General features: G+C 52.8%; 23 protein-coding genes, 1 tRNA gene and 2 pseudogenes. 17 read left to right on the forward strand and 9 right to left on the reverse strand.

The window, feature by feature from the left end; all coding sequences use genetic code 11:
- Positions 1 to 391 precede the first annotated feature (391 nt).
- The 4 genes and pseudogenes from C3F13_00700 to recO form a co-directional block, all read right to left on the reverse strand.
- Positions 392 to 1405 (reverse strand): annotated as a pseudogene (locus C3F13_00700) (hypothetical protein).
- Positions 1406 to 1651: 246 nt separating this feature from the next.
- Positions 1652 to 2458, reverse strand: a pseudogene (locus tag C3F13_00705) (pyridine nucleotide-disulfide oxidoreductase).
- Positions 2455 to 4479: a disulfide reductase gene (locus C3F13_00710; GenBank protein PWB56625.1), complete on the reverse strand. Its 2025-nt coding sequence runs from the start codon at positions 4477 to 4479 to the stop codon at positions 2455 to 2457. Before C3F13_00710 ends, C3F13_00705 begins: the two are co-directional and overlap by 4 nt.
- Positions 4480 to 4805: 326 nt before the next feature.
- On the reverse strand, positions 4806 to 5612 hold the full coding sequence (gene recO / locus C3F13_00715) for a DNA repair protein RecO (protein ID PWB56626.1): 807 nt from the start codon (positions 5610 to 5612) through the stop codon (positions 4806 to 4808).
- Between the two features lie 126 nt (positions 5613 to 5738).
- Here recO and C3F13_00720 point away from each other — a divergent pair, with 126 nt between their 5' ends.
- The 3 genes from C3F13_00720 (at position 5739) to rimO (ending at position 9089) form a co-directional block, all read left to right on the forward strand.
- A complete protein-coding gene (locus C3F13_00720; protein PWB56627.1) occupies positions 5739 to 6314 on the forward strand; it encodes a 50S ribosomal protein L9 in 576 nt (191 codons plus the stop codon).
- 95 nt (positions 6315 to 6409) lie between these two features.
- Positions 6410 to 7732, forward strand: coding sequence for a hypothetical protein (locus C3F13_00725; GenBank protein ID PWB56628.1), 1323 nt, complete (start codon positions 6410 to 6412; stop codon positions 7730 to 7732).
- A gap of 13 nt (positions 7733 to 7745) precedes the next feature.
- Complete coding sequence (rimO, locus tag C3F13_00730) at positions 7746 to 9089, forward strand: 30S ribosomal protein S12 methylthiotransferase RimO (GenBank protein PWB56629.1); 1344 nt, start codon at positions 7746 to 7748, stop codon at positions 9087 to 9089.
- 124 nt (positions 9090 to 9213) lie between these two features.
- Here the strand turns inward: rimO and C3F13_00735 are convergent.
- From C3F13_00735 to C3F13_00755, 5 genes are all read right to left on the reverse strand, one after another.
- A tRNA-Arg gene (locus C3F13_00735) sits at positions 9214 to 9289 on the reverse strand.
- 121 nt (positions 9290 to 9410) lie between these two features.
- Entirely contained in the window at positions 9411 to 10112 is a 702-nt protein-coding gene (locus C3F13_00740) for a succinate dehydrogenase iron-sulfur subunit (GenBank protein ID PWB56630.1), read from the reverse strand.
- A 14-nt stretch (positions 10113 to 10126) separates the two neighbouring features.
- Positions 10127 to 11920 carry a succinate dehydrogenase flavoprotein subunit gene (locus tag C3F13_00745; protein PWB56631.1) on the reverse strand — a complete coding sequence of 598 codons (1794 nt, stop codon included), beginning with the start codon at positions 11918 to 11920 and terminating at the stop codon, positions 10127 to 10129.
- Positions 11921 to 11950: 30 nt separating this feature from the next.
- Entirely contained in the window at positions 11951 to 12379 is a 429-nt protein-coding gene (locus C3F13_00750; GenBank protein PWB56632.1) for a hypothetical protein, read from the reverse strand.
- A gap of 19 nt (positions 12380 to 12398) precedes the next feature.
- Positions 12399 to 12785: a hypothetical protein gene (locus C3F13_00755; protein PWB56633.1), complete on the reverse strand. Its 387-nt coding sequence runs from the start codon at positions 12783 to 12785 to the stop codon at positions 12399 to 12401.
- A gap of 281 nt (positions 12786 to 13066) precedes the next feature.
- On the opposite strand from C3F13_00755, the gene C3F13_00760 reads away from it, so the two are divergent.
- The 14 genes from C3F13_00760 to C3F13_00825 all read left to right on the forward strand — a co-directional run bounded on the left by C3F13_00760 (position 13067) and on the right by C3F13_00825 (position 26402).
- The gene (locus tag C3F13_00760; GenBank protein ID PWB56634.1) at positions 13067 to 13552 is read left to right on the forward strand and encodes a hypothetical protein; all 486 of its coding nucleotides are present in this window, start codon (positions 13067 to 13069) and stop codon (positions 13550 to 13552) included.
- Between the two features lie 2 nt (positions 13553 to 13554).
- Positions 13555 to 14214 (forward strand): cytochrome b6, encoded by a 660-nt coding sequence (locus tag C3F13_00765; protein ID PWB56635.1) that lies wholly within the window; start codon positions 13555 to 13557, stop codon positions 14212 to 14214.
- Positions 14121 to 15470 carry a hypothetical protein gene (locus C3F13_00770; GenBank protein PWB56636.1) on the forward strand — a complete coding sequence of 450 codons (1350 nt, stop codon included), beginning with the start codon at positions 14121 to 14123 and terminating at the stop codon, positions 15468 to 15470. The genes C3F13_00765 and C3F13_00770 overlap by 94 nt, the downstream gene beginning before the upstream one ends.
- Before the next feature lie 20 nt (positions 15471 to 15490).
- The gene (locus tag C3F13_00775) at positions 15491 to 17521 is read left to right on the forward strand and encodes a hypothetical protein (protein PWB56637.1); all 2031 of its coding nucleotides are present in this window, start codon (positions 15491 to 15493) and stop codon (positions 17519 to 17521) included.
- 327 nt (positions 17522 to 17848) lie between these two features.
- On the forward strand, positions 17849 to 19177 hold the full coding sequence (locus C3F13_00780; protein PWB56638.1) for a hypothetical protein: 1329 nt from the start codon (positions 17849 to 17851) through the stop codon (positions 19175 to 19177).
- A gap of 65 nt (positions 19178 to 19242) precedes the next feature.
- Positions 19243 to 20142, forward strand: coding sequence for a hypothetical protein (locus tag C3F13_00785; protein PWB56639.1), 900 nt, complete (start codon positions 19243 to 19245; stop codon positions 20140 to 20142).
- A 75-nt stretch (positions 20143 to 20217) separates the two neighbouring features.
- On the forward strand, positions 20218 to 20964 hold the full coding sequence (locus tag C3F13_00790; protein PWB56640.1) for a tRNA (guanosine(37)-N1)-methyltransferase TrmD: 747 nt from the start codon (positions 20218 to 20220) through the stop codon (positions 20962 to 20964).
- Positions 20965 to 21020: 56 nt separating this feature from the next.
- Complete coding sequence (locus tag C3F13_00795) at positions 21021 to 22298, forward strand: MFS transporter (GenBank protein ID PWB56641.1); 1278 nt, start codon at positions 21021 to 21023, stop codon at positions 22296 to 22298.
- A 12-nt stretch (positions 22299 to 22310) separates the two neighbouring features.
- Positions 22311 to 23039, forward strand: coding sequence for an RluA family pseudouridine synthase (locus C3F13_00800; protein PWB56642.1), 729 nt, complete (start codon positions 22311 to 22313; stop codon positions 23037 to 23039).
- 170 nt (positions 23040 to 23209) lie between these two features.
- Positions 23210 to 23560 carry a 50S ribosomal protein L19 gene (locus tag C3F13_00805; protein ID PWB56643.1) on the forward strand — a complete coding sequence of 117 codons (351 nt, stop codon included), beginning with the start codon at positions 23210 to 23212 and terminating at the stop codon, positions 23558 to 23560.
- A gap of 118 nt (positions 23561 to 23678) precedes the next feature.
- Complete coding sequence (gene corA, locus C3F13_00810; protein PWB56644.1) at positions 23679 to 24665, forward strand: magnesium and cobalt transport protein CorA; 987 nt, start codon at positions 23679 to 23681, stop codon at positions 24663 to 24665.
- A 30-nt stretch (positions 24666 to 24695) separates the two neighbouring features.
- Positions 24696 to 25175, forward strand: coding sequence for a hypothetical protein (locus C3F13_00815; GenBank protein ID PWB56645.1), 480 nt, complete (start codon positions 24696 to 24698; stop codon positions 25173 to 25175).
- A gap of 10 nt (positions 25176 to 25185) precedes the next feature.
- Positions 25186 to 25872, forward strand: coding sequence for a hypothetical protein (locus tag C3F13_00820; GenBank protein PWB56646.1), 687 nt, complete (start codon positions 25186 to 25188; stop codon positions 25870 to 25872).
- Entirely contained in the window at positions 25869 to 26402 is a 534-nt protein-coding gene (locus tag C3F13_00825; GenBank protein PWB56647.1) for a hypothetical protein, read from the forward strand. The genes C3F13_00820 and C3F13_00825 overlap by 4 nt, the downstream gene beginning before the upstream one ends.
- Positions 26403 to 26450 lie beyond the last annotated feature (48 nt).

Below are 26450 nucleotides of genomic sequence, written 5' to 3' on the forward strand. Positions count from 1 at the left end.
CGGGGTCAAAGTCTTTAAAGCCAGTCGCCAGGACGATTGTGCCTACCGTCAGGTCCAGATGACTGTCTTTCATATCATGGTTGATCGCCCCTCTCTCACAGGCTGACAGACACTCCAGGCATTCGGAGCAGATGCCACAGCGCAGGCAGCGCTCGGCTTCAGCTAGGGCTTCTTCCTCGGTGAGGGCAAGATCAACTTCTCTGAAGTTGTTGACTCGCTTCTCCGCGGGTATTGTGTGGGTCTTGGCGCGCGGGATATCAGCCGCCCAGCCGATTTCCATCTTTTGCAGCACCTCTTCCTTTGTGAAAGTGGCTGTAGGCAGCCGGGGTGGTTCCTGGATACCTTCTGCGCCACGCAGGTAACGGTCAATGCAGCGGGCTACGTGGTGACCTTCGCCAATTGCATCCACCACGAAGAAGGTCGTACCGCGCCTGACGTCTCCAGCCACGAAAACTCCCGGCATGGCAGTCATCATCTCGTCATCTGTTTCGAGGCCCATTGAGCTGAGCTTGCGGATCATGGTGCCTTCAGGCAGGAAAGCGAAATCCGGCTGCTGGCCGACCGCCCAGATCACCAGGTCACATGGGATGACATGCTCAGTCCCGGGGATCTCCTCAACCTGGCGCTTGCCGTTGACGATGCCGCCAACCTTAGCTTCCACGCATCCGATCCCGATGATCTTCCCGGACCATATGACGACCTCCTTAAATACCCGGTTGCGGATGATTTCAATACCTTCCTTATTCGCTTCATCGATCTCATTGAATGAGGCCCGCATGCCTCGACATACGATCTTTACCTTGGGGCTGCCCAGGCGCACAGAGACACGCGCAGCATCCAAAGCCACGTCGCCAGCGCCAATCACGGCAATATCACGCCCGCTCAGGTCAATTTTCTCCCCCAGGCAGGCCCTGCGTAACAGGTCCAGGCTCAGCCAGTTATCGGGGTGTTCAGCACCCGGAAGATTGAGCTTCCAGGCGCTGTGCGCACCCGTGGCAATCACCACTGAGTCAAAACCCTGTTTGAACAGTCCGGGGATATCATAGATGCGGGTGCTGAGGCGCATCTCCACGCCCTCATCGATGATCTGTTGGATTTCCCAATCCAGGCGGTCATAAGGTAGCCGGTGGGGTGGGATACCCACCCGCATCATACCGCCGGCAATGGGTAGCGAATCAAAGACTGTGGCGTGATGGCCGATGCGCGTCAGGTCAAGGGCTGCGGTCATCCCAGCCGGACCAGCCCCGATGATGGCAATATTCTTGCCGGTGGGGGTTGGCTTGTGGGAGAAAGGTGTGCCGACCAGGGATTTGTCGCGCATGTTGGGCAGCTCATGACGGTGGGCAAAAGCCCAATCCGCCACAAACCACTTCAGCTTCATGATGCTTACCGGCTCGTCGTACATACCCCGGCTGCACTGCTCTTCGCAACGCCGGTTACACACCCGCCCGCAAACGGAAGGGAAGGGATGCTCGCGGCGGATGGCCCAATATGCATCCGCGTAGCGTTTCTGCTTGATCAGAGCGATATACCCCTGAGCACGCTGATCTGTTGGACAGGCTGCCCGACAGGGTGCGATGCCTTGTTTTTCAATGACATAGGCTCCAGGCACTGCCTGGGCAGAATGCCGGTAGGTAGCCTTGCGGGTGCTTAACCCCTTATCAAATGTATTGATCACGTCCACCGGGCATACTTCGGCGCATTTTCCACAGCCAGTACACTGTGTTTCATCCACAAAGCGTGCCTTGCGGCGAACCCTCACCTGGTAATTCCCCACATACCCGGAGACTTTTTCTACTTCGCTGTAGCTGAGCAGGCTGATGTTTTCGTGGCGTCCAACGGACACCATTTTGGGTGTGAGTATTCAGGCCGCACAGTCGAGCGTTGGGAAGGTCTTATACAGTTGGGCCATGTGCCCGCCAATACTTGGCTCACGCTCAACCATGTAAACCTTTTTGCCAGCATCAGCCAGGCGCAGGGCTGCTTCGATCCCGGCGATACCTCCGCCCACCACCAGCGCTGATTGTTGCATATCCACCGAGCGCATGTTCAGCGGCCGGTGGTGGTGCACGCGGCTGACTGCTGCGCTTACCATGTGCTTGGCTTTTTCGGTAGCCATGCCTGGGTCATCCACCACCCACGAGCAGTGCTCACGGATGTTCGCCATCTGGAAGTAGAACGGGTTCAAACCACCTTCGCTGCATGCCCGGCGAAAGGTCGGTTCATGCATCAGAGGCGTGCAGGAAGCCACCACCACCCGGTTCAAGCCTTGTTCGCGGATATCCTGCTTGATCAGGTCCTGCCCTGGGTCAGAGCACATATAGGTGTAGTCGCGCGCCATCACAACGCCGTTCAACGTCCGGGCAAAATCCACTACGGCTTTGACATCCACCTTGCCGGCGATGTTCGTCCCGCAGTGGCAGATATAAACTCCCGTTTTTACTTTGGAGAGGTTCATGCCACCTCCTGCTCAGAGATTACAGATAAATTCACTACCGATAGGATTCCATCAATTTCAGCCAGGATCTGCTCCTGGGTAAAGCCATTTTGGATGGCAGCCTGAGCTGGGCAAGCTGCCGCGCAGGCACCACATCCCTTGCATAACACCTCATTGACATATGCCACCAACCGTCCTTCCAGCTCCATCATCTCAATGGCGTGATAGGGGCATAAGCCTTCGCAGGTACGGCAGCCTCCGCACTTGGATTGGTCGATATAGGTTGTAAAAGGTTCTAGGGTTACGTGCCCGGCATCCATCAGTGAGAGGGCTACTGAGGCAGCCGCGCCTCCCTGTGCGACACTATCGGGGATATCCTTTGGACCCTGGCAGGCACCCGCCAGGTAAACACCGTCTGTCGTGGTCTCAACTGGGGCCAATTTGGGATGTTTCTCGAGGAAAAAGCCATCGGGGCCGCGGCTGATGCTGAAGGTTTGGGCCACCTGAGCCGCATCTGCCTGTGGCTCAACGCCGGTGCTTAACACCACCATATCCACCAGCAGGTCCGAGGGTTTCCCGGTGTACAGGTCCATGCTCGAAACTTTTAGCTGGCCATTATGGCGGCTGATCTCCAGGCCGCCTCCTGGCAAATCCTGGTCGAAGCGGGCAAAGTGAACCCCTGCCCGTTCCACGCGTTCATAGAAAGCTTCGTATCCTTTTCCGAAGGCGCGCATGTCGCGGTAATACTCATGAACTTCCGCACCCACATAATCGCGCACCAGCTGGGCCAGCTTGAGGGAATACATGCAGCACACCCGCGAGCAGTATTCATGGTATTCCTTGTTCCGGCTGCCCACACAATGGATGATGGCAACGCTGTCCGGCTTGCGGCCGTCTTTGAGGCGCACTTCCCCGATGGTTGGCCCACCGGTATTGATCAGGCGCTCCAGCTCCATGCTGGTCACCACGTTGTCCAGTTCGCCGTAACCGTACTCATGGATACGCTGGGCTTCGAAATCCTTGAAGCCCGTCGCCAGGATGATTGCCCCAACATCGATGTCAAGGTGCTCTTCCTGTTGCTCAAAATTGATCGATCCGGTCAGGCAGAATTTTTCGCATGCCCGGCATTTACCCTTTTGGAAATAGGCGCAATTCTGGGTATCGATCACGGGCACGCGTGGCACAGCTTGGGCAAATGGGAAATAGATGGCCGGTCGGCTTCCCAACCCCAGGTCGAATTCAGATGAGATCTTTTTCCAAGGGCATTTTTCCACACACGTCCCGCAGCCAGTGCACGTGTCTTCATCCACATAGCGTGGTTTGCGACGCACCTTGACGGAAAAATTGCCAACATAGCCTGATACCGACTCGACCTCGCTGTAGCTCAGCAGGGTGATGTTTTCGTGGCGTCCGACGGACACCATTTTGGGAGTGAGAATTCAAGCGGCACAGTCTAGCGTTGGGAAGGTCTTGTACAGCTGGGCCATGTGCCCGCCAATACTCGGCTGCCTCTCCACCAGATAGACGTGTTTGCCGGCATCCGCCAGGCGTAGGGCAGCTTCGATCCCAGCAATGCCAGCTCCAACTACCATGGCGGATTGTTTCATGTCCACCTGGCGTGCTTCCAGCGGCAGGTTGTACTGTACGCGTTCGACGGCTGCAGAGACGAGAGCCCTGGCTTTTTGCGTGGCAGACTGCGGATCATCCGACACCCAGGAGCAGTGCTCCCGGATATTGGTCATCTGGAACAGGAAGGGGTTCAACCCAGCTTCACCACATGCCCTCCGAAACGTGGATTCATGCATCAGTGGAGAGCAGGAGGCCACTACAACGCGATCCAGACCCTCATTACGGATGTCATCCTTGATGAGAGCCTGGCCTGGATCTGAACACATATAAGTGTAGTGCCTTGCGATCTTGACGTTTCCCAATGTAGCCGCGTGGTTGCTCAGCGCCTCCACATCCACCATCCCGGCAATATTGGTTCCACAATGGCAGATATATACACCAATCTTTGGGCTACCTCTAGTGGTAGGTTTCATCCGCTGCTTCTCCTAACAGAAGTTGTAACATTCCGGTAACAAAGCACCTAATAAATCCAGCAATGTGGAAAATGCCGGTCTATAAAAATGCAAAAGCGTCGCTCTGGAATATGTTTAAAGCGACAAAAGGGATGGTTTATATAGCTGTATGCTTCTGAATCCCGGTTTCTCCTCAGGCATTATATATAGCATACTTGTGCAAGGATGCACAATATAGTGTAATATAGCACAAAATAGATAGGATGAATGTGACATAAGTCTTATTCCCTGGTGCCCCCATACATTGCCCCTACGGGATAGTTCCGCTGAGTTTAATCAGCGTCGCATCAATTTTCTCCGGACTCAGTGATCTTCTTCACCTGCTTTAAAAACGCCGGCGAGTTCAGACCCCTCTCAAGGAGGTAGGTCAGGTAATTCCCCATCATACTTTCCAGCTCACGGTCAATATTTGATGACAGCGTCAGGCGTTGCGCTTCAGCGTAATTTGAGCGCTGGAAATGACGTAAGATGCGCAATGCCTGCACGCTCACCGGGCGAATGCCCCCTTCTTTGGCACCACACCTGGGGCAGATCACCCCTCCCTTCTCGAATGAGAAGTACTGGTCTTCCGCCTTAATTTCATCCCCGCAATTTACGCAGCCAAGCAGCTGAGGGCGGAATCCGGCCAGGTCAAGCAGCCTGACCTCATAATAGCGTACTGCAAAGGCTGGCTCAGTTTCCTTATTGATTCGAGAAAGGGTTTCACTCAATAGGCGGTATAAGGCATGGTTCTCGCCTTCTTCATATGTGAAACGGTCCAGCAACTCAACCACATACGAGGCATATCCCACCCGCACCAGATTTTCACGCAGCGCCGGGTGGACATCCCTGGCTTCTGCCTGGGTGACGATAGGCAGATCGCGACCCTGAGCCAACATTAGCTCCACACGCGTAAACGGTTCCAGGTGACCGGCTTTGCGTGAGCGGGGCTTGCGGACGCCTTTTGCAATGACCTTTACCTTTCCCAACTCGCGCGTGAATAGCCACAGTAAGCGGTCAGCCTCTCCCCAATCGCTATGACGGAGAACGATAGCCTCCACCCGTTGGGAACGTGTGCGGTCTGGCATGAGATTATTATAATCGTGCCAATCCAAAGTTGAAATTGCCTTTATTCAACTTTGGATTGACTCTCCTCCATATTCCTGGTAAAATCCCCCCTTGCCTGTGGCGTTGTACCCTTCGCCCAGGCAAAATTTTACGAAGCGAAAGGGCTTGGGAAAATGAAAGTACTCCTCCTGAAAGACGTATACAAATTAGGTCGTGCTGGTGATGTTAAGCGGGTTGCCGATGGCTATGGCCGTAACTACCTGCTTCCGCAAGGTATGGCGGTGTTGGCCACACCCGAGGCGTTGAAAATGTCTGAGCGCATCCGGGAAAAAGCCAATGTCCAGCGTGCCATTGTGAACGAAGAGATGGACACTGTTGCCAAGCAGATTGTTGGGCTCACCCTGGCATTCCCTGCCAAGGCTTCCGAAACTGGCAAATTGTATGGTTCTGTGACGACCCAGATGATCGCCGATGCCATCAAGGCCAAAGCTGGTGTAGAAATTGCCCGTCGGCAGATCGATTCACAACCCCTACGTATGCTGGGCGAATACAAGGTGCACATCCGCCTTACCGTCGACCTGATCCCCACCATCGATGTCATTGTCTACCGTGAAGGTGAAGCCTTCACTCCTTCTACAACCCCGGTTACCACCCCGGCTACCGCTCCGGCTACGACTGGCAAGCCCGCCCCCGTGGTTGAAGAGCTCGAGGCGGAAGAAGAACCGGCTGCCGAACCCGAAGATGAATGATTAATAATTTTGTTGAAATTCGACGGGTGCCTGGTGGATATGATATCCCTACCGGCACCCGTGATGTTGTTTAAGCCTGCTGTATAATACAATCTATGTCCATCGGATCTCAGCTCAGGCAGAGGCGCGAGGAATTGTCGCTCAGCCTGGATCAGGTCTCCCAGGCGACGCATATCCGCTTGCACTACCTGGAAGACCTGGAGGCAGATAAGTTTGACTTATTGCCCTCCACGGCACAGTTGCGTGGGTTTTTGCGCGCTTATGGAGAGTATCTTAAACTAGATACCAGTGAGCTCATCCGATTGTTGGATAAAGACGCTGTATCAAGCTCTGCGCTTCCCACGCCCGTCTCCCCACCAACTGCTGAAAGCGAGGCAGGCGTGACATCAACGGCGATCTTCAAAGAAATCGGCGATAGGCTTAAGTCGCAGCGCGAGCTCATGGGTTTATCCCTTGGTGATGTTGAGCGGCATACCCATATTCGGATGCATTATATCCAGGCCCTGGAAAGCGGGGATATTGGCCACCTACCATCTCCGGTGCAAGGAAGGGGCATGTTGAGTAATTACGCTTCGTTCCTTGGTCTGGATACCGAGGCAATCTTACTGCGCTTTGCCGATGGGCTGCAGGCAGACCTGAATAACCGGCGGGCCGTCAGGAGTACGTCGGTTCAGACGGCAAGCAGTCAGGAAGAAGGCCGTCTACCTGCCAGACCATCCCAGCTGAAGCGCTTGTTCTCTATGGATTTCTTTGTAGGTGGATTTATCATAATTTTCCTTTTGGGTTTTTCCGTCTGGGGAGTGCTGCGTATCTCGCGACTCAATGCTGGGAAGGAACCCTCACCAACTGCGCCATCTGTCTCAGAGATGCTGTTGGCTACACAGGTTGGTGGTGCGTTGATAACAACGACTCCTTTTCCTGGTACCCAGCTTTCAGCTGCCCCTTCATTGATCGCCAGTACAATACCCATCTCCGGCACAGTCCAACCCGTATTGACTGAGACCGCGGTGGTATATGCCGCCACCCCCGGCATTGTCAATGCCCCCATCCAGGTAAATGTTGTTGCCAACCAACGTGCCTGGATGCGCGTGATCGTAGATGGTGAAACTTTGTTTGAAGGGCGGGTGATTCCGGGAACTGCCTACTCCTTTGCTGGGAGTGATCAGGTCAGCTTGCTGACCGGCGACGCTTCTGCTCTACGGGTTTATTTCAACCAACAGGACTTGGGTATTTTAGGTTCGTTCGGTGAAGTGATTGAGCGGGTTTTCAGCCTCTCAGGCATGCAGGTTCCCACCCCGGCAGTCCCAGCCACAAGCACACCGGCACCTACCTCGACCATCACGCCCACGTCCAGCCAAACTCCCATGGGTGCTGCCAACACACCGACACCAACACCAACACCTACACCCAGGCCATAAATTTCCAATAAAGATGAAAAATAAATCATTTCACATGATCTCACTTGGGTGTGCCAAGAATACCGTCGATTCGGCCTCGATGGCGCAGCTACTCGCGGTTGGTGGTTACCAATCGACTGACGACCCAGCTGCGGCTCGCGTGTTGATTGTCAACACTTGTGGTTTTATCGGGCCTGCCAGGGAAGAGTCATATGAAGTACTACAGGAGCTGGCCGATAAGAAACAGGCTGGGCAACTCCTGATTGCTGCAGGTTGCCTGACCCAGCGTTATGGGGCTGAAGTGACCCGCAGGGTGAAGGGGATCGATGGCATCCTGGGTACCCGGCGCTGGATGGATATCCTTGAGGTGGTGGAGGCATTACGCCATGACAAGCACCCTGAACCGTTGTATCACCTGCCTGAAGTGCCCACCGTCGGCAAGGATGAACATGGCGTGCTGCGTGCGGGGATCCAGGGGAATAGTGCCTTCATCAAAATCGCCGATGGATGCCGCCGCCCGTGTGCCTTTTGTGCCATCCCGCTCATCAAAGGCACGGCGGTCAGCCGGCCGATGGAGGTGATCATCGACGAAGCCCGCCAGCTCAGCGAGATGGGCATGCATGAGCTTAACCTCATTGCCCAGGATACGACCGATTACGGGTATGACTTGGGGATGAAGGATGGGCTGGCCCGCCTGCTTGAGCATCTGACCGTTGCCGTACCAGCCATTGACTGGATTCGTATCATGTATGCCTACCCTGGCTATGTGACTGACCGGCTGATCGAGGTGATGGCCTCCAAACCCCAGGTATTGCACTACCTGGATATGCCCTTGCAACACGCCCACCCAGATACCCTGCGCAGGATGAAACGCCCTGCCAACATTGATTGGGTCTACCACACCCTGGAGAAGATGCGAGTTGCAATGCCTGACCTGGCCCTGCGCACGACTTTCATTGTGGGCTATCCGGGTGAAACAGAGCAAGAATTTCAAGCCCTGTTGGATTTTGTGAAGGAAATCCAGTTCGATCGGGTTGGCACCTTCCAATTCTCTTTTGAGCCGGGTACAGCCAGCGAGCTGCTGGGTGATCCTGTGCCTGCTGAGGTGAAGGAAGAACGCTATGATCGTCTCATGGCGCTCCAGCAGGATATTTCAATGGCAAGCAACCAGCGCTTGATGGGAAAGGTGTTGGATGTGCTTTTCGAAGGTCAGGGGGATGGCCTGTCTTTGGGACGCAGTTACCGGGATGCTCCAGAAATTGACGGTCTGGTCATCGTGGAAGGAGAAGCACTACCTGGTGAGCTTCTACCGGTGCGAATCACTGGTGCGATGCCATACGATTTGAGCGGAACTTTGCTCCACAAGCGGGGAAAATAAAATTACCGTGAATTAAATGATGAACGCCTGGGTGAGGGGGGCACCCAGACGTTCATCGTTGGCAATAATACACGAATGTTTGAATTTTGACAAGGGTTCAAAAACCAAAATGTATGACAACTTTTGGTGCCCCAGGCGGGAGTCGAACCCACAGCCTAGGCGTTAGGAGTGCCTCGCTCTATCCTTTGAGCTACTGGGGCGTTCGCCCGAGATTATAGCACGGAAATTTATCTCGTTTTAAAGCTCATGGCTGTCAGAGGCAGCCATGACTTTGACATCTTGGGGATGGAATCAATTGGGGTTTATATTAGCGATGATCTCTCACACTTTGCCCGTCATGATGGCAGCTTTTACCTCGCCGATTGCCTGGGTGATTTCGATTTCGCGCGGGCAGCATTCGGTGCAGTTGAAGATTGTGTGGCAGCGGTAGACACCGAACTGGTCATTCAGGATCCTGAGGCGGTCAGCTGCGGCCTGGTCGCGGCTGTCGAAAATGAAGCGGTGGGCAGCTACAATGGCCTGCGGGCCAATGTAATTATCACTCGCCCAAAAGATCGGGCATGAAGTGGTGCAGCAGGCGCACAGGATGCACTTGGTTGTATCGTCGAAGCGCTCGCGATCTTCAATCGTCTGCAAGCGCTCCTGGGCAGGTGGGGGATCGTTGTTGATGAAATATGGCATCACCGATTTATAATGCTCGAAGAATTTCTCCATATCCACGATCAGGTCTTTGATTACGCGCAATCCCAGGATGGGCTCCACGGTGAGCTTATTGGTGTGCAGGTCTTTAAGCAGCGCTTTACAGGCCAGGTAATTTCGCCCGTTGATCCGCATCGCATCCGAGCCGCATATACCATGCGCGCATGAACGCCTGAAGGAAAGGGTGCCGTCATAGTAACCCTTGATATACTCCAGCATGTCCAAGACTCGGTCGGTGGGTTGGGCCTCCAGTTTGTAGGTTTCGTAATGAGGTTTCTTGTCTTGTTCAGGATTGAAGCGGAAGACTTTTACTTTTACTTCCATGGCTGCCACCTCTTTTAGTAGACTCGTTCCTTGGGCTGGAATTTGGTGATCACAACAGGTTTATAACGAAGTTCAATCTCACCATTGGGCTTTATCCACGAGAGGGTGTGTTTCAACCAGTTGGCGTCGTCGCGTTTCGGATAATCATCACGGGCATGGGCTCCCCGGCTTTCCGTGCGGGCGGCGGCACACACCGTCACAACTTCGGCGATCTCAAGCAGGTTTCCGAGTTCCCAGAGATTGATCATTTCAGTGTTGAAGATTTTCCCCTGGTCGTGCAGTGGGATATGCAGATAGCGTTCACGCAGCTCACGCACCGTTTCAAGAGCGGATTGCATGCCTTCCCCGGTGCGGAACATGCCCACGCAGTCCATCATGACTGTTTTCATTTTGCTGGAGATATCCAGGATCTTCTCATTTCCTTCGGCATTGCGGATGCGGTCAAACTGAGCGCGGGTGAACTCGGTCGGGTCGGCGGGCAAGGGCTGGAAATTTGAGCCGAGGGCAAATTCTGCCGCCCGCAACCCGGAATGTTTGCCGAATACGATCAAATCTAGTAATGAGTTCGTTCCTAACCGGTTGGCGCCATGTACCGAGACGCAGGCAACTTCACCGGCGGCATATAAACCGGGCATGACCGTGTTGTTCTCATCGATCACGGCTTCGCCATACTTGTTGGTCGGGATGCCACCCATGGTGTAGTGGGCTGTGGGTTGGACGGGCATGGGTTGGGCTACCGGGTCAACCCCCAGGTAAGTCCGGGCGAAATCCACAATGTCGGGTAGCTTGGCGATGATCTCCTCACCGGTCATGATGTATGGCGTGCCATCCGGGCGTTTCCGTCCATCCAGGGCAGCATACTTGTTGACGGTTTCGGGGCGGACGTCCAGGTACAGGTAATTCTGGCCGTTGACGCCATTGCCAGCCTTGATCTCCAGGTACATGGCCCGGCTGATCACGTCTCGGGATGCCAGATCTTTCACCTTGGGAGCATACCTTTCCATGAAGCGCTCCCCTTTCCCATTGAGCAGCACTCCACCTTCGCCGCGCACGCCTTCCGTGATCAGGATGCCCAGCTTATAGATTCCCGTCGGGTGAAATTGGAAGAATTCCATGTCTTCCATCGGGACGCCATGACGCATGGTGATGGCAATCCCATCCCCGGTATAGGCGTAAGCGTTCGAGGTGATGTCCCACACCCGCCCGTGCCCGCCCGTGGCGAGTACCACCGATTTTGCGTGAAATACATGCAGCTCGGATGTACCGAGCTCGATCGCTACCACCCCGGCAGCCGCTCCATTGACTACCAGCAAGTCAACCACCTGGAATTCATCGAAGAAATTGACATTATTTTTCAAGCATTGCTGGTAAAGGGTTTGCAGGATCATGTGCCCGGTGCGATCAGCCGCATAACATGCCCGGCGCACAGGCTTGCCGGTCACGTTGTTGGTGTGGCCTCCAAATGGGCGCTGGGCAATCTTCCCCTCTGGGGTGCGCGAAAATGGCAGCCCGTAGTGTTCCAGTTCATAGACCGCCTGGACTGCTTCGTAACACATGAATTCGATCGCGTCCTGGTCGCCCAGATAGTCGCTTCCTTTGACCGAGTCAAAGGTATGCCATTCCCAGTGGTCTTCTTCTTCGTTACCAAGCGCGGCACCCACACCCCCTTGGGCTGTCCCGGTGTGTGAGCGGGTTGGGTAGAGCTTACTAATCACGGCGGTGTTGGCAGTCTTTGATGCGTATAGGGCTGCCATCAGGCCAGCTCCGCCTGCTCCAATCACGATGACGTCAAATTGATGGTTTTTCATTGTCAAGGCTCCTTACATCCCGTGTTGAAGCTAATATGCTGAACCGATGATTACATAAAAGGCGATAATGGTCATCGCTACCCACAGCAGAGCAATAAAAGCTCTTACAAACGGCTGCCACAACGTGTGACCGACATAATCCTCAGCGATCATTCTTATCCCATTGGCGGCATGGGTGAATGCGAAAAACACGATCAGGAATTGCATGATCTGCCAGAAAGCATTGGCCCAACCGGGTACTACGTCCGGGATGTTGCTGTTGACCACATGGCTGGGATTGGGTAAAAATGTCCAGCGAAGAACGGTGGGCAGGTCCATCTGCAGGCGAGCCCCCATGTACATGGCAGCAGCAAGGCCGATTAATGCTAGCAGGATGATCCCTAGCCCAGAGATACGCGTAAACAGCCACATGAGATAATCTAGATTTAGGCCACGATTTGGAGCGTAATGAGATCGCATGTTATTCTCTCCTCAGCCCTTACCCAGCAGAGATCGCGTTAGTAACAAGTAAGAACACAGTCAGCAAATAGATCGGGGTAAAGATTGCCCATAAGAGGTAGACTGTCTCCCGTTCATACTTGATCAGCCTGGGCCAAATATCGAGGATGGCAACCCGAAACCCGTTCAGCACATGGAAGAGGACGCAGAAAATGACGATGATTTGAAACCATGCCGACTCGTAGATGGTGTTGATGGTCGTCCCCCACGTCCCCAGTACTTGCTGCATTGAAAATGATGATAGGACATGGAGCCCCACGAACAAGATGATACCCATTGCGGTGAGGCGGTGAATCGCAAATGCGTAGTAAGGAGTGCTTCCTTTATATAGCCAGCCTTTTAAGCCGGTGTACTTGCCATAAGCCATATTTTCCTCCTTCAAACTCACCAGAATCGCGGAAAATGGATTGCACAATTATCCCATTTGAACAACATTAGAGAAAAGTGATAAAACTCATGGATTATTCATATTACTTATCCTTATCATCCTGTCATGATATGTTCTAAAATTATCAATGCGGGATTAGGCGATCTTCCTGTGTCATTGATGTACAATAAGCCTACATACAATTCACTGCAGCCATCAGGAAGATCGTCTTCCCAATTTTTAAGGGTTTATCGATTTATATCGCTCACCAGGAGGTATTAATGCCCAAAACTCCCCATATGAGCCGTCGAGAGTTTGTCGCTGTTGTGGCTGCTGCCACAGGTACAGTGATGGGAGCCACAATCGGTCTCCCGGCGATTGGCTACCTGATTGCCCCTGCTCTCACAAAGGCATCAGCCGATGCCTGGATACCGGCAGGCCCGGTGGATAATTTTCCGGCCGGCGTCCCCACATTATTCAACTTTAACCGTACTAAGGTCAACGGCTGGGAGACAACCGTAAACAGCTACGGGGTCTACATCATCCGCAATGAGGATGGATCGATCGTGGCGCTCTCCAATAAATGCACGCACCTGAGCTGCCGGGTGAACTGGGCGCCTGATGCCGAAGCCTACATCTGCCCCTGCCATGATGCCTATTTCAACATTGATGGGCAGATCATCAAAGGCCCACAGCCCCGGCCTCTCGACCCTTATGAAACCAAGGTCGAGGAAAATATTCTCTACATCCATTTCGTGGAGAGTTAATTATGCTTCAAAAAGTTTATACCTGGTTGGATGAACGACTTGGATTAAAAACCATCTACGATACGGTCCTTGACCGTAAGGTGCCCAAAGTCAATTGGTTCTTTACCCTGGGTAGCGCGAGCCTGTTCCTGTTTCTCCTTCAGGGTATTACTGGGATCATGCTCACGGTTTATTATGTCCCATCGCCCGACCATGCCTACGACAGCATTCAATATATTATGACCGGGGTGAGTTATGGTTGGCTGATCCGTGGTGTCCATCACTGGGGTGCCAGCCTGATGGTGCTGATTGTATTTTTCCATATGTTACGCACGTTTTATTTTGGCGCTTATAAATATCCACGTGAGTTTACCTGGGTCACCGGTGTATTCCTGCTCCTGCTCACCTTGGGAATGGGCTTTACTGGCTACTTGCTTCCCTGGAATCAGCGTGCCTATTGGGCTACCACCGTTGCCACCTCCATCGCTGGCACGGTACCATTCATCGGCGAATTCATCAACCAGGTGCTAAGAGGTGGGCCTGATCTTTCAGGTGTGACCCTGGCCCGCTTCTTCTCAGTGCACATCTGGTGGTTCCCTGCAATGATTGGCAGCCTGATCGGCGTTCACTTATATATGGTCATTCGCCTGGGCATCTCTTCGGTTCCCAAAGTAGACGACTAGAAAAGGAGACTGCCGTGAACGAAGAGCAAAAGAAACAATACAAAGAGAAGTATGCTCAGGCTAAGCAGAACGGCGTCAAATTCTGGCCTGATATCATTTATAAAGATGTTGTCATCACTTTCGCTATCTTTATCATCTTGATCATCCTGGCCACCTGGGTGGGCGTCGCTAATGAGGCCAAAGCCGATCCATCCGATTCCGCCTACGTCCCACGCCCAGAATGGTATTTCTTGTTCCTCTTTCAGATGCTCAAGTACTTCCCAGGGAAACTGGAGTGGCTTGGGACGACGATTATCCCGATCATCGCTGTGCTGGCTTTGTTCTTGGTGCCGTTCTACGACCGTAATACACGCCGTCATTGGAAAGCCCGCCCGTGGGCGATTGGCATCATGACGGTCATGGTGGTTGGGATCGTTGTGTTGACAGTCATGGCGGTGGTCACCACCCCACCCCAGGAGGTAACCGGAACGATCGCCGGGACTGTCCCGGAACAAATCCTGGCCGGGCAGGACCTTTATTCAGTAAATTGTACGGAATGTCACGGGCCGGAAGGTGAAGGCGGTGAAATAAAAGGTGTCGAAGGGCTGGAAGGCTTCATTATGAAGCCCATCAACAGCAAAGACGAGATGTATACCCACACAGACGAAACCCTCTACAATATCGTCGCCTATGGTCAGCAGGATCTGGGAATGCAGCCCTTTGGGCGTGCCTACGGTGGCATTTTAGGACCTTCTGACATCGACGCTCTGGTCACATTCATGCGCTACACCTGGGATGACCGGGTTGAGCTTCCAAAAGAGGTAGCTTCAGCTAATGCTATTCCAACGCTTGCTCCGGGCCAGGTGCCTTCTTATGAACTGCAGATTTCTGCCATCCAAAAGCGCTACTGTGTGTCCTGTCACCGGGCTGGCAAGAAGAACAACAATTACATCATGGATAATTTCGAGGATACGATTAAAACGGGTGACCACGCCCCGAACCTGATCGCTGGTGATTTACTGTGCAACACCATGCAGATGCTGAACCGGGTGGAAGGGCTTGAAGCGGGTAACCCGATGCCGCCCACCAAGGCCCTACCGCCCGAGCTGGTTGAAATTTACAAGCAGTGGATCCTGGCAGGGATGCCGAATACCGCGGCAGATGCAGCTGCCCTTTCGGCGGGGTCAGCAACCCCTGCTGTTTCGCAGGTCCCGGCAGCCTCTGAAACCCTTGCACCCTCCGAAGCTGTGACACCCGGAGTGACACCAACACCTTAAGTTCATCTTCCAAGGGCACGATGATCGAATCATCGTGCCCTTTTGATTCCTGTTGTGCTACAATACCGAGCATGTTTGCAAGACACGGGCGATTTTTACCCCCGGTTATTATCCTGGTCTTATTCATCACCTACGCAGGTAGCTCTGTAGCTCAGTCTGGCCCTACAGTTACCTTATCCACCCCTGATCTGACTGGTTTCCCATACCTGACGGCCTACCTGGATGTGCACGATACGCAGGGCAGCTTTATCCATGGCCTGACACCAGAGCAGGTGACGATACTTGAGGACACGACCTCGTTGCCTGTCTCTGACATCAAGGAAATCATTCCAGGTGTCCAGTTCGTAATTGCAGTGTCACCCGGAGAATCATTCCTGATTCGGGATGGTGAAGGTGTCTCGCGATATGAGTATTTCCTGCGGAGTTTTTTATCGGGCTCTTGGGCGAGCCAGCCAGCCGGCATGGATGATTACAGCCTGCTCACAGCAAGTGGCCCTCAATTAACCCACGCGGCAAATCCTGCCGAGCTGGGCTCATTATTCGAAACTTACGTACCAACGACAACAATCACGGCTCCAGGGCTGGAAATATTGGCCTCCGCCCTGCAAGTAGCTTCTGACCCTACCGCCATGACTGGTATGGAACGGGCGATCCTTTTCATCACTCCCCCCCAGGAATCAGATGTATCCCTGGGGCTGCAGTCCATAATCGCCAGCGCCAATCAACAGAATATCCATATTTTCGTGTGGGTGTTAGCTGCCGCTGATGTTATTGACACACCTTCGGTTGTTCAGCTGCATAACCTGGCTGATCAGACCGGGGGTAGTTTTTTTAGTTTCTCCCGTGACGAGTCCATACCCGACCTGCAGGTTTTGCTCGATCCACTACGCTACGCATATCAGCTGGGATACAACTCGCAAGTGAACACCCCAGGCCCCCACCAATTTTCCGCCCAAGTTGCGCTAGATGGCGCAGCAATAGCTTCACCGACGCAGGCATTTACAGTGGACCTTCAACCACCGACGGTTATGCTGATCGACACTCCAGCTGAGATCGTGCGTAATTTTCCGGTTCTATCCACTACTGAGCCTGTGAGTGCTGCCGTTGATCTTGTCCCCGAAACTCAGACGATATCCATCCAGGTGGAATACCCTGATGGTTATGAGCATGTTACGTTATCAACCAGCCTGTTTGCAGATGGGATCCTTGTCGCTCAAAACACATCTGAACCTTATGATGAATTTGTCTGGGATTTACGATCGTGTACCCAGGATAGCGAACATCACCTGGTAGCTGAAGCCACCGACAACCTGGGCATGATAGGGAAATCAAGTGAGGTAACAGTCAGGATTATTGTTCCCTCTCCCACCCAGGGGATGATGGCGGCAGTAACCCAAAAACGACCTCTTATTGTTGCCGCATTTGTCATTATCCTGGCTTCCCTCCTGGTTCTGGTGCTCATCGTGGGTGGGCATATCCGCCCCAAACCGCATCCCGGGCAAAGAAAGCCGCCGCTAAAGAACGGTCAGAAAAGCAAAACGGTGGGTGATAGGTTACCCAGCGATAGACCAGGCATTCCTTTATCTGGGCCGAAAGACTCTAGCCAGATGCCTGATCGGCCTGCTGTATTTCATTGGATGCAATGGTTTGACCGTTTGCCATGGCGGAAGCAAAAACCAGCGCCTACCCCAGCCATTGCCTATCTCATTCCCCTGGCAGGTTATGACGAGCCCAGCATACCAGCCCGGTTGGAGATCATTGACCATGATGTCTCTCTCGGCAGCGATCCGCGTCTGGTTTCGATGGTCTTTGAAGATGCTTCTGTTGCGGGAGTGCATGCACGTATTCACCATGAAGGGCATGCGTTTACCATCACAGACAACAACACGGTTGCGGGTACCTGGGTGAACTACATACAAGCTCTTCCCACGGGAACGACTCTCGAGCATATGGATATCATCCACCTTGGAAAAATCGGTTTTCGCTTTCAATTAACAGAACCCGGTCAACTACGCAGGATTAATGTCACGCCATTGGAGCAGCATCAGTGATGCCTGCTGCCTGCGCATCGGCAGCATGGTAGATATGCATGGGAAAATCTTGGTTTACGGTACTTATTAATGAAACGAGTGTTCTATCAAATTAGTGTTACCTTGCTCTGCGGATTGCTTTTAGCAGGCTGCGTCAATTTGCCTTCCCCTACTCTTGATCCAGCTAATTCGATTCCCACCCGGCAGGTTGAAACTACCAGCCCTCTCGTTACTGCATTCCCGGCTACGGATAATCCGACTCTCCCCACTACAGTTCTTACGGGTCAGCCGTCACAGTCCCCTGGCACCCCAGCGGTATCCACCCCTGCCCCAGAAGTGGAAGATCTTGTGCCTGCGCGATATACCCTCGATGCCAGCCTGGACTACTTTGCCCATACCGTCTCGGTCACCGAAACGGTCAGTTATACCAATACTACCTCCGGTTCCCTTTCCGATCTGGTCTTGGTGGTCGAGCCAAACCGCTGGAGCGGGTGTTACAACCTGATAACCATAACCTGGCAGAATGGAGATCCTTTGGAGGACTATGAGCTGGATAAAGCCCAGCTGCGCATTCCATTGCCGAGCCTGCTCGCCAAAGGGCAAAGCCTGGGGTTAAGGCTGGTCTACCTGCTTGACCTGCCTGAGATCCCGGCGCCATCTGAAGAAATTCGGCCAGTACCGTTTGGTTACTCGGCCAGGCAGATCAACCTGGTGGATTGGTATGCATATGTGCCACCTTACCAGGCAGGCGAGGGATGGTTGACTCACCCTCGCTGGGGCTTTGGGGAACACCAGGTGTATGATGTGGGGGATTACGATGTCAGGCTCAGCCTGGCAGAGCCAGTTGAGGATCTGGTGATAGCTGCCTCAGCACCAGCGACGCAAGCAGGGGAGCAGTATTCATATCACCTTACAGCAGCACGCTCTTTTGCCCTGTCTGCCAGCAATGCGTATTTGGTGCAGTCCACCTCTGTTGGTGATGTGACGGTTTATAGTTATTCATTCTCCTTTGATAAAGCTGCTGGTGAGCAAGCACTCCACGATACAGCCCAGGCTGTGGAATTGTATAGCAGCCTCCTGGTGCCATACCCGCACGCGACCCTCAGTGTGGTGGAAGCTGATTTCCTGGATGGGATGGAATATGATGGCTTGTTTTTCCTCAGCCGGGGTTTTTATAACCTGTATGATGGCACACCCCAGGGGTACCTGACCTTTATTGCCGCACACGAGACTGCCCACCAATGGTGGTATGGATTGGTGGGAAATGACCAGGCTTTGGAACCCTGGCTGGATGAAGCCATGTGCACTTATATGGAGCATATCTTTTACGAACGGGTCTATCCCGATTACCAGGCCACCTCCGGGGGATCTGTGCTTGACTGGTGGTGGTCTTACCGGGTTGATTATTACGAGCCCACTGGCTGGGTAGATGATGCGATTTATGATTTTCAGCTTTTCCGCCCATACCGGGATGCGATTTATTTGAACGGGGCGAAATTTTTAGAAGACCTGCGCAGTTTGATGGGTGACCAGGCTTTTTTTGAATTCCTTAAGGATTATGCTGTCTCAGAAAAACACAAAGTTACCACCGCTAACGATTTTTTCTCCATCCTGAAGCGCCATACAGCACAAGACCTGGATGGTTTGCTTGACGCTTATTTCAAAACCAGCTATTAACTACCCGGCAGTTGAAACAAGGTCTCGGCTGTTAATTTGTTCATCGATATCAGGGAGGGGATGCATTGGGAGAAGCTAGACTCGCAAAATACTGGGGGGCAGCCTGTCTCAGGCAGGTCTTGCTTGCTTTTGGAATATTTTTAATATTTGTTGTAGTTTTCGTAGGGCTGATTGTACTGGCGCTTGCCTTACCCATTCCGCAAAGCCAACGACCCACGGTGATCTTTGGTGGATTGATGGCCGTCATATTTCTATTGGTCCTGGGGGCAATCAACTGGGGCATCATTAGCACCCGGCGCAGGGCGTACCGGCTGGATGCAGTTTTTGCACCCTATAGTCTGACTGGAAAAGCCTACCTGTGGAACGGCAGGCAGTATCATGGCTTGGTGTCGGGTCGCCAGGTGGATGCCTATTTCTACCGTGGGCTAAACCTTGACCTTTATTTGGCTTCGCATCTCCAGACTCGGTTAAGCGTAGGCCCAAAAGGACGCCTCACTCAAAATGCTGCGCGGATCGCGGTACAGCACCTCCTCACTGTCCAGGATTCCAATTTACAAACGCTTGAAATTTATACGCTAGACGAGATATGGAGCAGGGAATTGTTGGGGGATCCAATCGCCAGGTCTGTTATCCTGAGATTGATTTCACATCAGCCTGGATTTCAATTCCGCAACATGTTACTCCAGCCTGAAGCAATCCAGCTACAGGTCAATCACCTGAATTTGGATGACATCACCGCTGAAGATTTACTTTCCTGGGTGGATGACCTTACCACTTTAGCAAATATCGCTGAAGCTTTGCCGCCGACCATCAACCCGGTAGAGTCCACTTCCCTGGAACACCGGTCACGTACGGATCGCAGCAGTTTTACCAAGCTAATCTTTCAGACTACCTGCGGTGTGATCATTCTTCTGATCGCCGGCTTAATATTCATCTTTTACGGAGTGATGGAAACGTTGCCGTAAATGTGATATCCTATTCATCGTGTAGACCCCAATGAGATTACCTAATTTTACCCAAGTAGTTGGTATCGATCATCTATGAACACTCCCCTCAAGTTCGATGTGTTTACCTTGTTCCCAGAAGTATTTCAGCCGTACCTGGATACCAGCATCCTACAGCGTGCGCGCCAGAATCACCTGGTTGAGATTAATCTCTATAATATCCGCGATTGGACCTCTGATCGCCATCACGTTTGCGACGATATACCTTATGGTGGGGGAGGCGGAATGGTGATGAAGCCTGAGCCAATTTTTACCGCCGTCGAAGGCGTGCTCGGAGCTCCCCCAGCTTACCCGGTGATTTTGCTCGACCCGCAAGGGCGGGTCTTCACTCAAGCAGTGGCACAAGAGCTTGCGCAACAACCACACCTGGCGCTATTGTGCGGCCGTTATGAGGGGATCGATGAACGCGTCCGGGAGCACCTTGTGACGGATGAAATCTCCATCGGTGATTATGTGCTCAGCGGGGGAGAGCTGCCAGCCCTGGTGCTGATCGATGCCATCACCCGCCTGATCCCGGGAGCCTTAGGAGACCCACAGGGTGCCTGGGACGATTCGCATGCCACCGGCCTGCTGGAATATCCGCATTACACCCGCCCGCCTGAGTTTCGCGGCTGGGCAGTACCTGAGATTCTGCTCTCCGGAGACCATGGAAAAATAGCCATCTGGCGGCGGCAGCAGGCATTATTACGCACCCGGAAGCGTCGGCCCGATTTATTAGAAAAAGCAGATCTATCTGACAATGACCGCGACTTTTTGACGCGCGCGGAGTTAGATGTTACATAAGCGCCTGGTATTATCTCTATGCCGTAAAAATCTAAAATCCACATCCGGAGGTAGGCATGCGTTTTAACTATGGCAAGATATTTCTGCTGGGGTTTGGCTTTTTTGGTGTCAGTGTCATCTGGGCCACATACAATGCATTTGTGCCCATCTTTCTTCAAGACCGGTTCGGGTTACCACCAGCCCTGATCGGCTTATTCATGACCCTGGATAATATTGCCGCACTGTTTATCCAGCCTCCGGTAGGCGCCTGGTCCGATCGCTTACGCACCCCAATTGGCCGGCGTATGCCATTCATCCTGATTGGTGCTCCAGTTGGTGCGATTGCCTTCGGCATCATCCCCATTGCTGCCATCTTGCCGTTGTTTGTGGCCTGCACTACTACTTTGTTGCTGAGCATGGCTTTCTGGCGTACACCAGTGGTCGCGCTCATGCCTGATATTACCCCCTCACCAAACCGTTCCCAGGCGAATGGCGTCATTAATTTGATGGGTGGACTTGGGTCTATCATCGCATTTTTGGGCGGAGCAACCCTGTATAAGATAAACCCGGCATATCCATTTTGGCTTGGTTCAGGCCTGGTCATCCTGGCTGCCCTGTTGGTCTTTGTTTTTATCCGTGAGCCAAAGACCTATGAACAAGACCAGGAGGAAAAACCAGGCATGTTTAAGAGCCTGGTGGAGGTGTTCAACGACCCGGACCATAGCGCTTTGCGTATTTTCCTGGCAATCTTCTGCTGGTTCGTTGCCTATAATGCCGTGGAGGCTTTCTTCACCCTGTATGCCAAGAACCACCTGCTGATGAATGAAGCCGACGGCACGCGCCTGTTGGGGCAGCTATCGTTGTTTTTTGTGATCTTCTCCCTGCCGTCTGGTTACCTGGGCAGCCGCATCGGGCGGCGCGTGACCATCTCGATTGGTATCCTGATCATGACCGCTTGCATGCTCTCCATGTTTGTCTTGCCGATAGAGACACTCACCACTGTGCTCACGAAATTGCCTGTCTTAGGTGAGGTTCCTGTAGTTGGCCTGGTTTTGATGTTCGCAGGCATTGCCTGGGCGTTTATCAATATCAACTCCCTGCCGATGGTCGTTGATATGACCACACTCGCCCGAGTTGGCACTTACACCGGCTTATATTATCTATTCTCCACTCTGGCTGCGATTGTAGGTCCGAACGTCAATGGCCTGATCATCCAGTTCTCGGGCAACAATTACAGCATGACCATGCTCGCTGCACCGTTCTTCATGATCCTGGCGTTTATCATGATGCTGGGCGTCAGGCGGGGTGAAGCTCTCCCTCAATCACCCGCAGTTGAAGGAGGCTTGGTCAAATAGCCTGGTTTTTAAATGAGTTTTCTGCAGGCTGATATCCCGGTGCTTTTTTGCGACGAAGCCCTGCTGGTAATTAATAAACCAGCAGGGCTATCCACGCTGCCCGATGGCTATGATCCAAGCCTGCCGCATATCCGGGCCTTGTTGGAAAGCCAATATGGTCGCTTGTGGATCGTCCATCGCCTCGACAAGGAAACCAGTGGGGTTTTGTGCCTGGCTCGCTCAGCCGATGCCCATCGTTCGCTAAACACCCAATTTGAACAGCGCCTGGTTTCTAAAATCTATCATGCTCTTGTTGCCGGTACCCCGGTATGGCAGGAAAAGACCGTCGACCTGCCGCTACGCATCAATGCCGACCGCCGCCACCGCACGGTGGTTGACCCTCAGAATGGATTGCTCGCCTCCACTTCCTTTACCGTCTTGGAAAGGCTGGGCAGTTACAGTTTGCTGCAGGCTATTCCAGCTACCGGTCGCACCCATCAGATCCGCGCCCATCTGGCTGCATTGGGGTTGGTCATTGTTGGTGACAGGTTATATGCCCGCAAATCACCGGCGCGAGAGGCTGGTGGTGAACCGGTTTCCCAGTTGCCCACTGACGCATTCATCGACCAAGTTGGAAGCATGTTACTGCAAGCCCTGTCCCTGGAGATCACTCACCCCATCATACGGCAACGGATAAAATTCACTGCACCTTACACAGATAAGATGATCGCTATTTTGCAGCAATTACGCTCGCAGTATTGAGGAAGATGTGCACTACGATTTCTATGGGGTTTAGTTGACACCAGGGCTTATTCGCTGAAAATTTCCTTCTCAAATTATGCATGCCATGTTATAATCCTGCACCTCGCCGCCCCTGGCGGCTTTGTGTTGAATAAAAGCAATTATGAGTTATTTTTGAAAGGTGGAATACCATGAACGATCTAATGAAATCTGTCGAGGCAGCCGACAACCCCAACATCCCCCAGTTACGGCCGGGTGATATGGTGAACGTCCATATTCGCATTAAGGAAGGCAACACCGAGCGTATCCAGGAATTCCGTGGCACCGTCATCAGAGAGCGAGGCCGTGGTAATGATGCCAGTTTTACCGTCCGACGTATTGCCAGCAATGGCATTGGTGTTGAGCGTACTTTCCTCACCCGTTCGCCCCGCCTTGAAAAAGTGGTCATTCAACGCCATTCACAGGTTCGCCGGGCCAAGCTGTATCACCTGCGTGAGCGCACTGGGAAGAATGCCCGCTTGAAGCAAAAATTTAACGCCTGATTCATAAGTCTTCATCAAACTTACAAGGTGCGGTTGATAAAGCCGCACCTTTTCTTTTAACGTATAATTTGGTTCAAGATATTCTTTTTCATAAATTCACTGTCAGCTCGGAGGAACCATGCCTCGTGCCCTCTACTATAATGCGAGTAGTGATATCTTGACCGAAATCAGTCCAGACAATTACACACATGCCCTGCAGGACAATGCTGGAGTGCTGTGGGCTGATTTCACTGGCGAAGAGCCAAAACCCGCTGAAGAGATCCTGTTAAGTACTTTTGGGTTTCATCCCCTGGCTGTGGATGACGCGCTGCAAGAAACCCATGTTCCCAAAGTAGACGATTGGGAAAAGTACCTGTATATTGCCATGCATGCCATCAGTTATAAAAGTAGCAGCGAAGATATCGACACGATTGAGCTGGATATCTTCCTGGGTGAGAATTATATTGTCACCCACCATGACCTTCCAATTCAGGCATTGGAGCGGGTGTGGGATATCTGCCACAAGGATGTCAGATATTTTAAACGCGGTGCCGATCATGTGCTTTACGAGATAACAGATGGCTTGATCGTGGACTATATGCAGGTCGTGGAAGCCCTGGATGAAGAGATTGAACGCGTCGAAGACATCATATTCGACAACTCTTCCGCCAAGATTGTCCAGCGTATCTTCACTTTGAAACGCACAACGCTGCATCTACGCCGTGTCCTTTCACCTTTGCGCGAGGTGCTAAATAAGCTGGCACGCGACGATTATGCTGTGATCGATGCGCGTGACCGGGTGTATTTTCGGGATGTCTATGATCATCTGGTGCGCCTGCATGATATCTCTGAGAGCTTGCGTGACTTGGTGGGAGGCGTTCTGGATACCTACCTGTCGGTGATCAACAATCGCATGAACGATATCATGAAGACTCTCACCATGATTACCACGATCTTCATGCCCATATCATTCCTGGTAGGCTTCTATGGGATGAACTTCTTCCAACCGACTTCGGGTCATTTAATGAGATGGACGGGTACCGCCGCCTTTATCGTAATGATGGCGGTGATGATCGGCACTCCCATCCTGATGTTCACCTGGATGCGCCAGCGCAGGTGGATGTAATGAGCTGATTTAACAAGCCAAAGGAGATAAATGTTGCCTCTACCTAAAAGTGCGGCTAAAGTGCAGGCAGCTCTCAAGGAATCAGGCCTGCCCTTGGAGGTTATCGAGCTGCCCGACTCAACTCGCACGTCAGCAGAGGCTGCTCAAGCCATCGGCTGCCAGGTGGGGCAGATTGCCAAATCCATCGTTTTTCAAGCCATCCCGAGTGAACGCCCGATACTGGTGATCACCAGTGGTTCCAATCGTGTGAATGAAGGCGTTATTTCCAGGCTCACCGGTGAGATGGTAAAGAAAGCAAACGCAGATTTCGTTCAACAGCAAACTGGTTTTGTGATCGGGGGTGTCCCACCCATTGGCCATAACGTGCCTCTGGATACATATATTGACCAGGATTTACTGCAATATTTGCAAATCTGGGCCGCAGCTGGCACCCCGCATGCTGTGTTTCGATTAACCCCTGCTGATTTGGTACGTATCACGGGTGGTATGGTGCTCAAGATCACCGGATAAGGAAAACCACATGTTTCGAATCGGATTGGAAAATAATGCGGATGGGCGCTCACAAGCCTGGGTATTGGGTCATCCCGGGTGTTTTGCTTACGGCTCAGTTGGAGATCAAGCTTTGCTAGCTGTTCCCCAGGCGATTCGTGACTACCGGGCTTGGATTTCAAGCCATACAAAAGAAAGCTGGTTTCCTGAAGGTGAGGAGTTTCTCCTGGAAGAGACCTGGGAATGTTACACGATCAGCGATGATTTTGAGATAGCCCAGGAAGGGTACGAGGTAAATGCGTGGTTCCACCATGATTGGAAACCACTATCTGAAGAAGATATCCAGCACGGCTTGCTTCTTCTAGCCTGGGGTAGAGAGGAGCTATTAAAAATCGCCGGTTCATTAGATCTCGAAAGCCTTGAGCGCACCTATCCGGGAGAGCGTTGGAGCATTTCGGGCATCCTTAAGCATATTGGGGGTGCCGAGTGGTGGTATCAAGACCGCCTGGGATTGGCTTTTCCACGCTCGGAGGTGCCTGAGGACCCGTTCCAGCGGCTGGAAAAGGTGCGCACCAACCTGATTGAAAGCCTGCCTGGCCTGATTGGCTCCAGGCAGGTGATCGGTGTCAGCGGAGAGTTTTGGAGCCCGCGCAAACTGCTGCGACGGGCAGTCTGGCATGAGAGCGACCACATCGCCCATATTCGCAAATTGATATGAATAGTTATGACTATGCTCACCGTTCAGGAGTGCAGCGGCTGAGCTGGGACGATTTTGCATCGCTCTCAAGGTGCCTTGCGGAGATGCTAGAGCCTCAGCATCCGCATGTGATCCTGGGTATTGCCCGGGCGGGATTGTTCCCTGCCACTGCCGTGGCGTGCGCCTTACGCTGTGAGCTGTTCCCCATCCGCCTGACACGCCGGGTAGCCGATCAGGTTGTATATGCATCCCCTATCTGGAAGGTACCCATCCCAGCTGATGTAAAGGGGAAGATCGTGGCGGTCATCGATGAAATTGCTGATACCGGACAAACCCTGGTCATGGCCAGGCATGAAGCCCTGACCTTGGGAGCTGAGCGGGTGTTCACAGTCTGTCTGGTAAACCATTCGTGGGCCAACCCGGTCCCAGATATTACCGCCCTGGTCAGTGACGAGTTCGTCATCTTTCCCTGGGATGCTCAGGTGCTAGATCATGGGAAGTGGGTTGTCCACCCAGAAATTGAGTTGGGCATCAAAGCCCAATCCAGATAGCAATCGGTTTAATGCTATAATGTTTTTCTTACTGGTAAACAAGAGTGA

The organism is Anaerolineales bacterium, assembly GCA_003105035.1.
Classification (GTDB): domain Bacteria; phylum Chloroflexota; class Anaerolineae; order Anaerolineales; family UBA4823; genus FEB-25.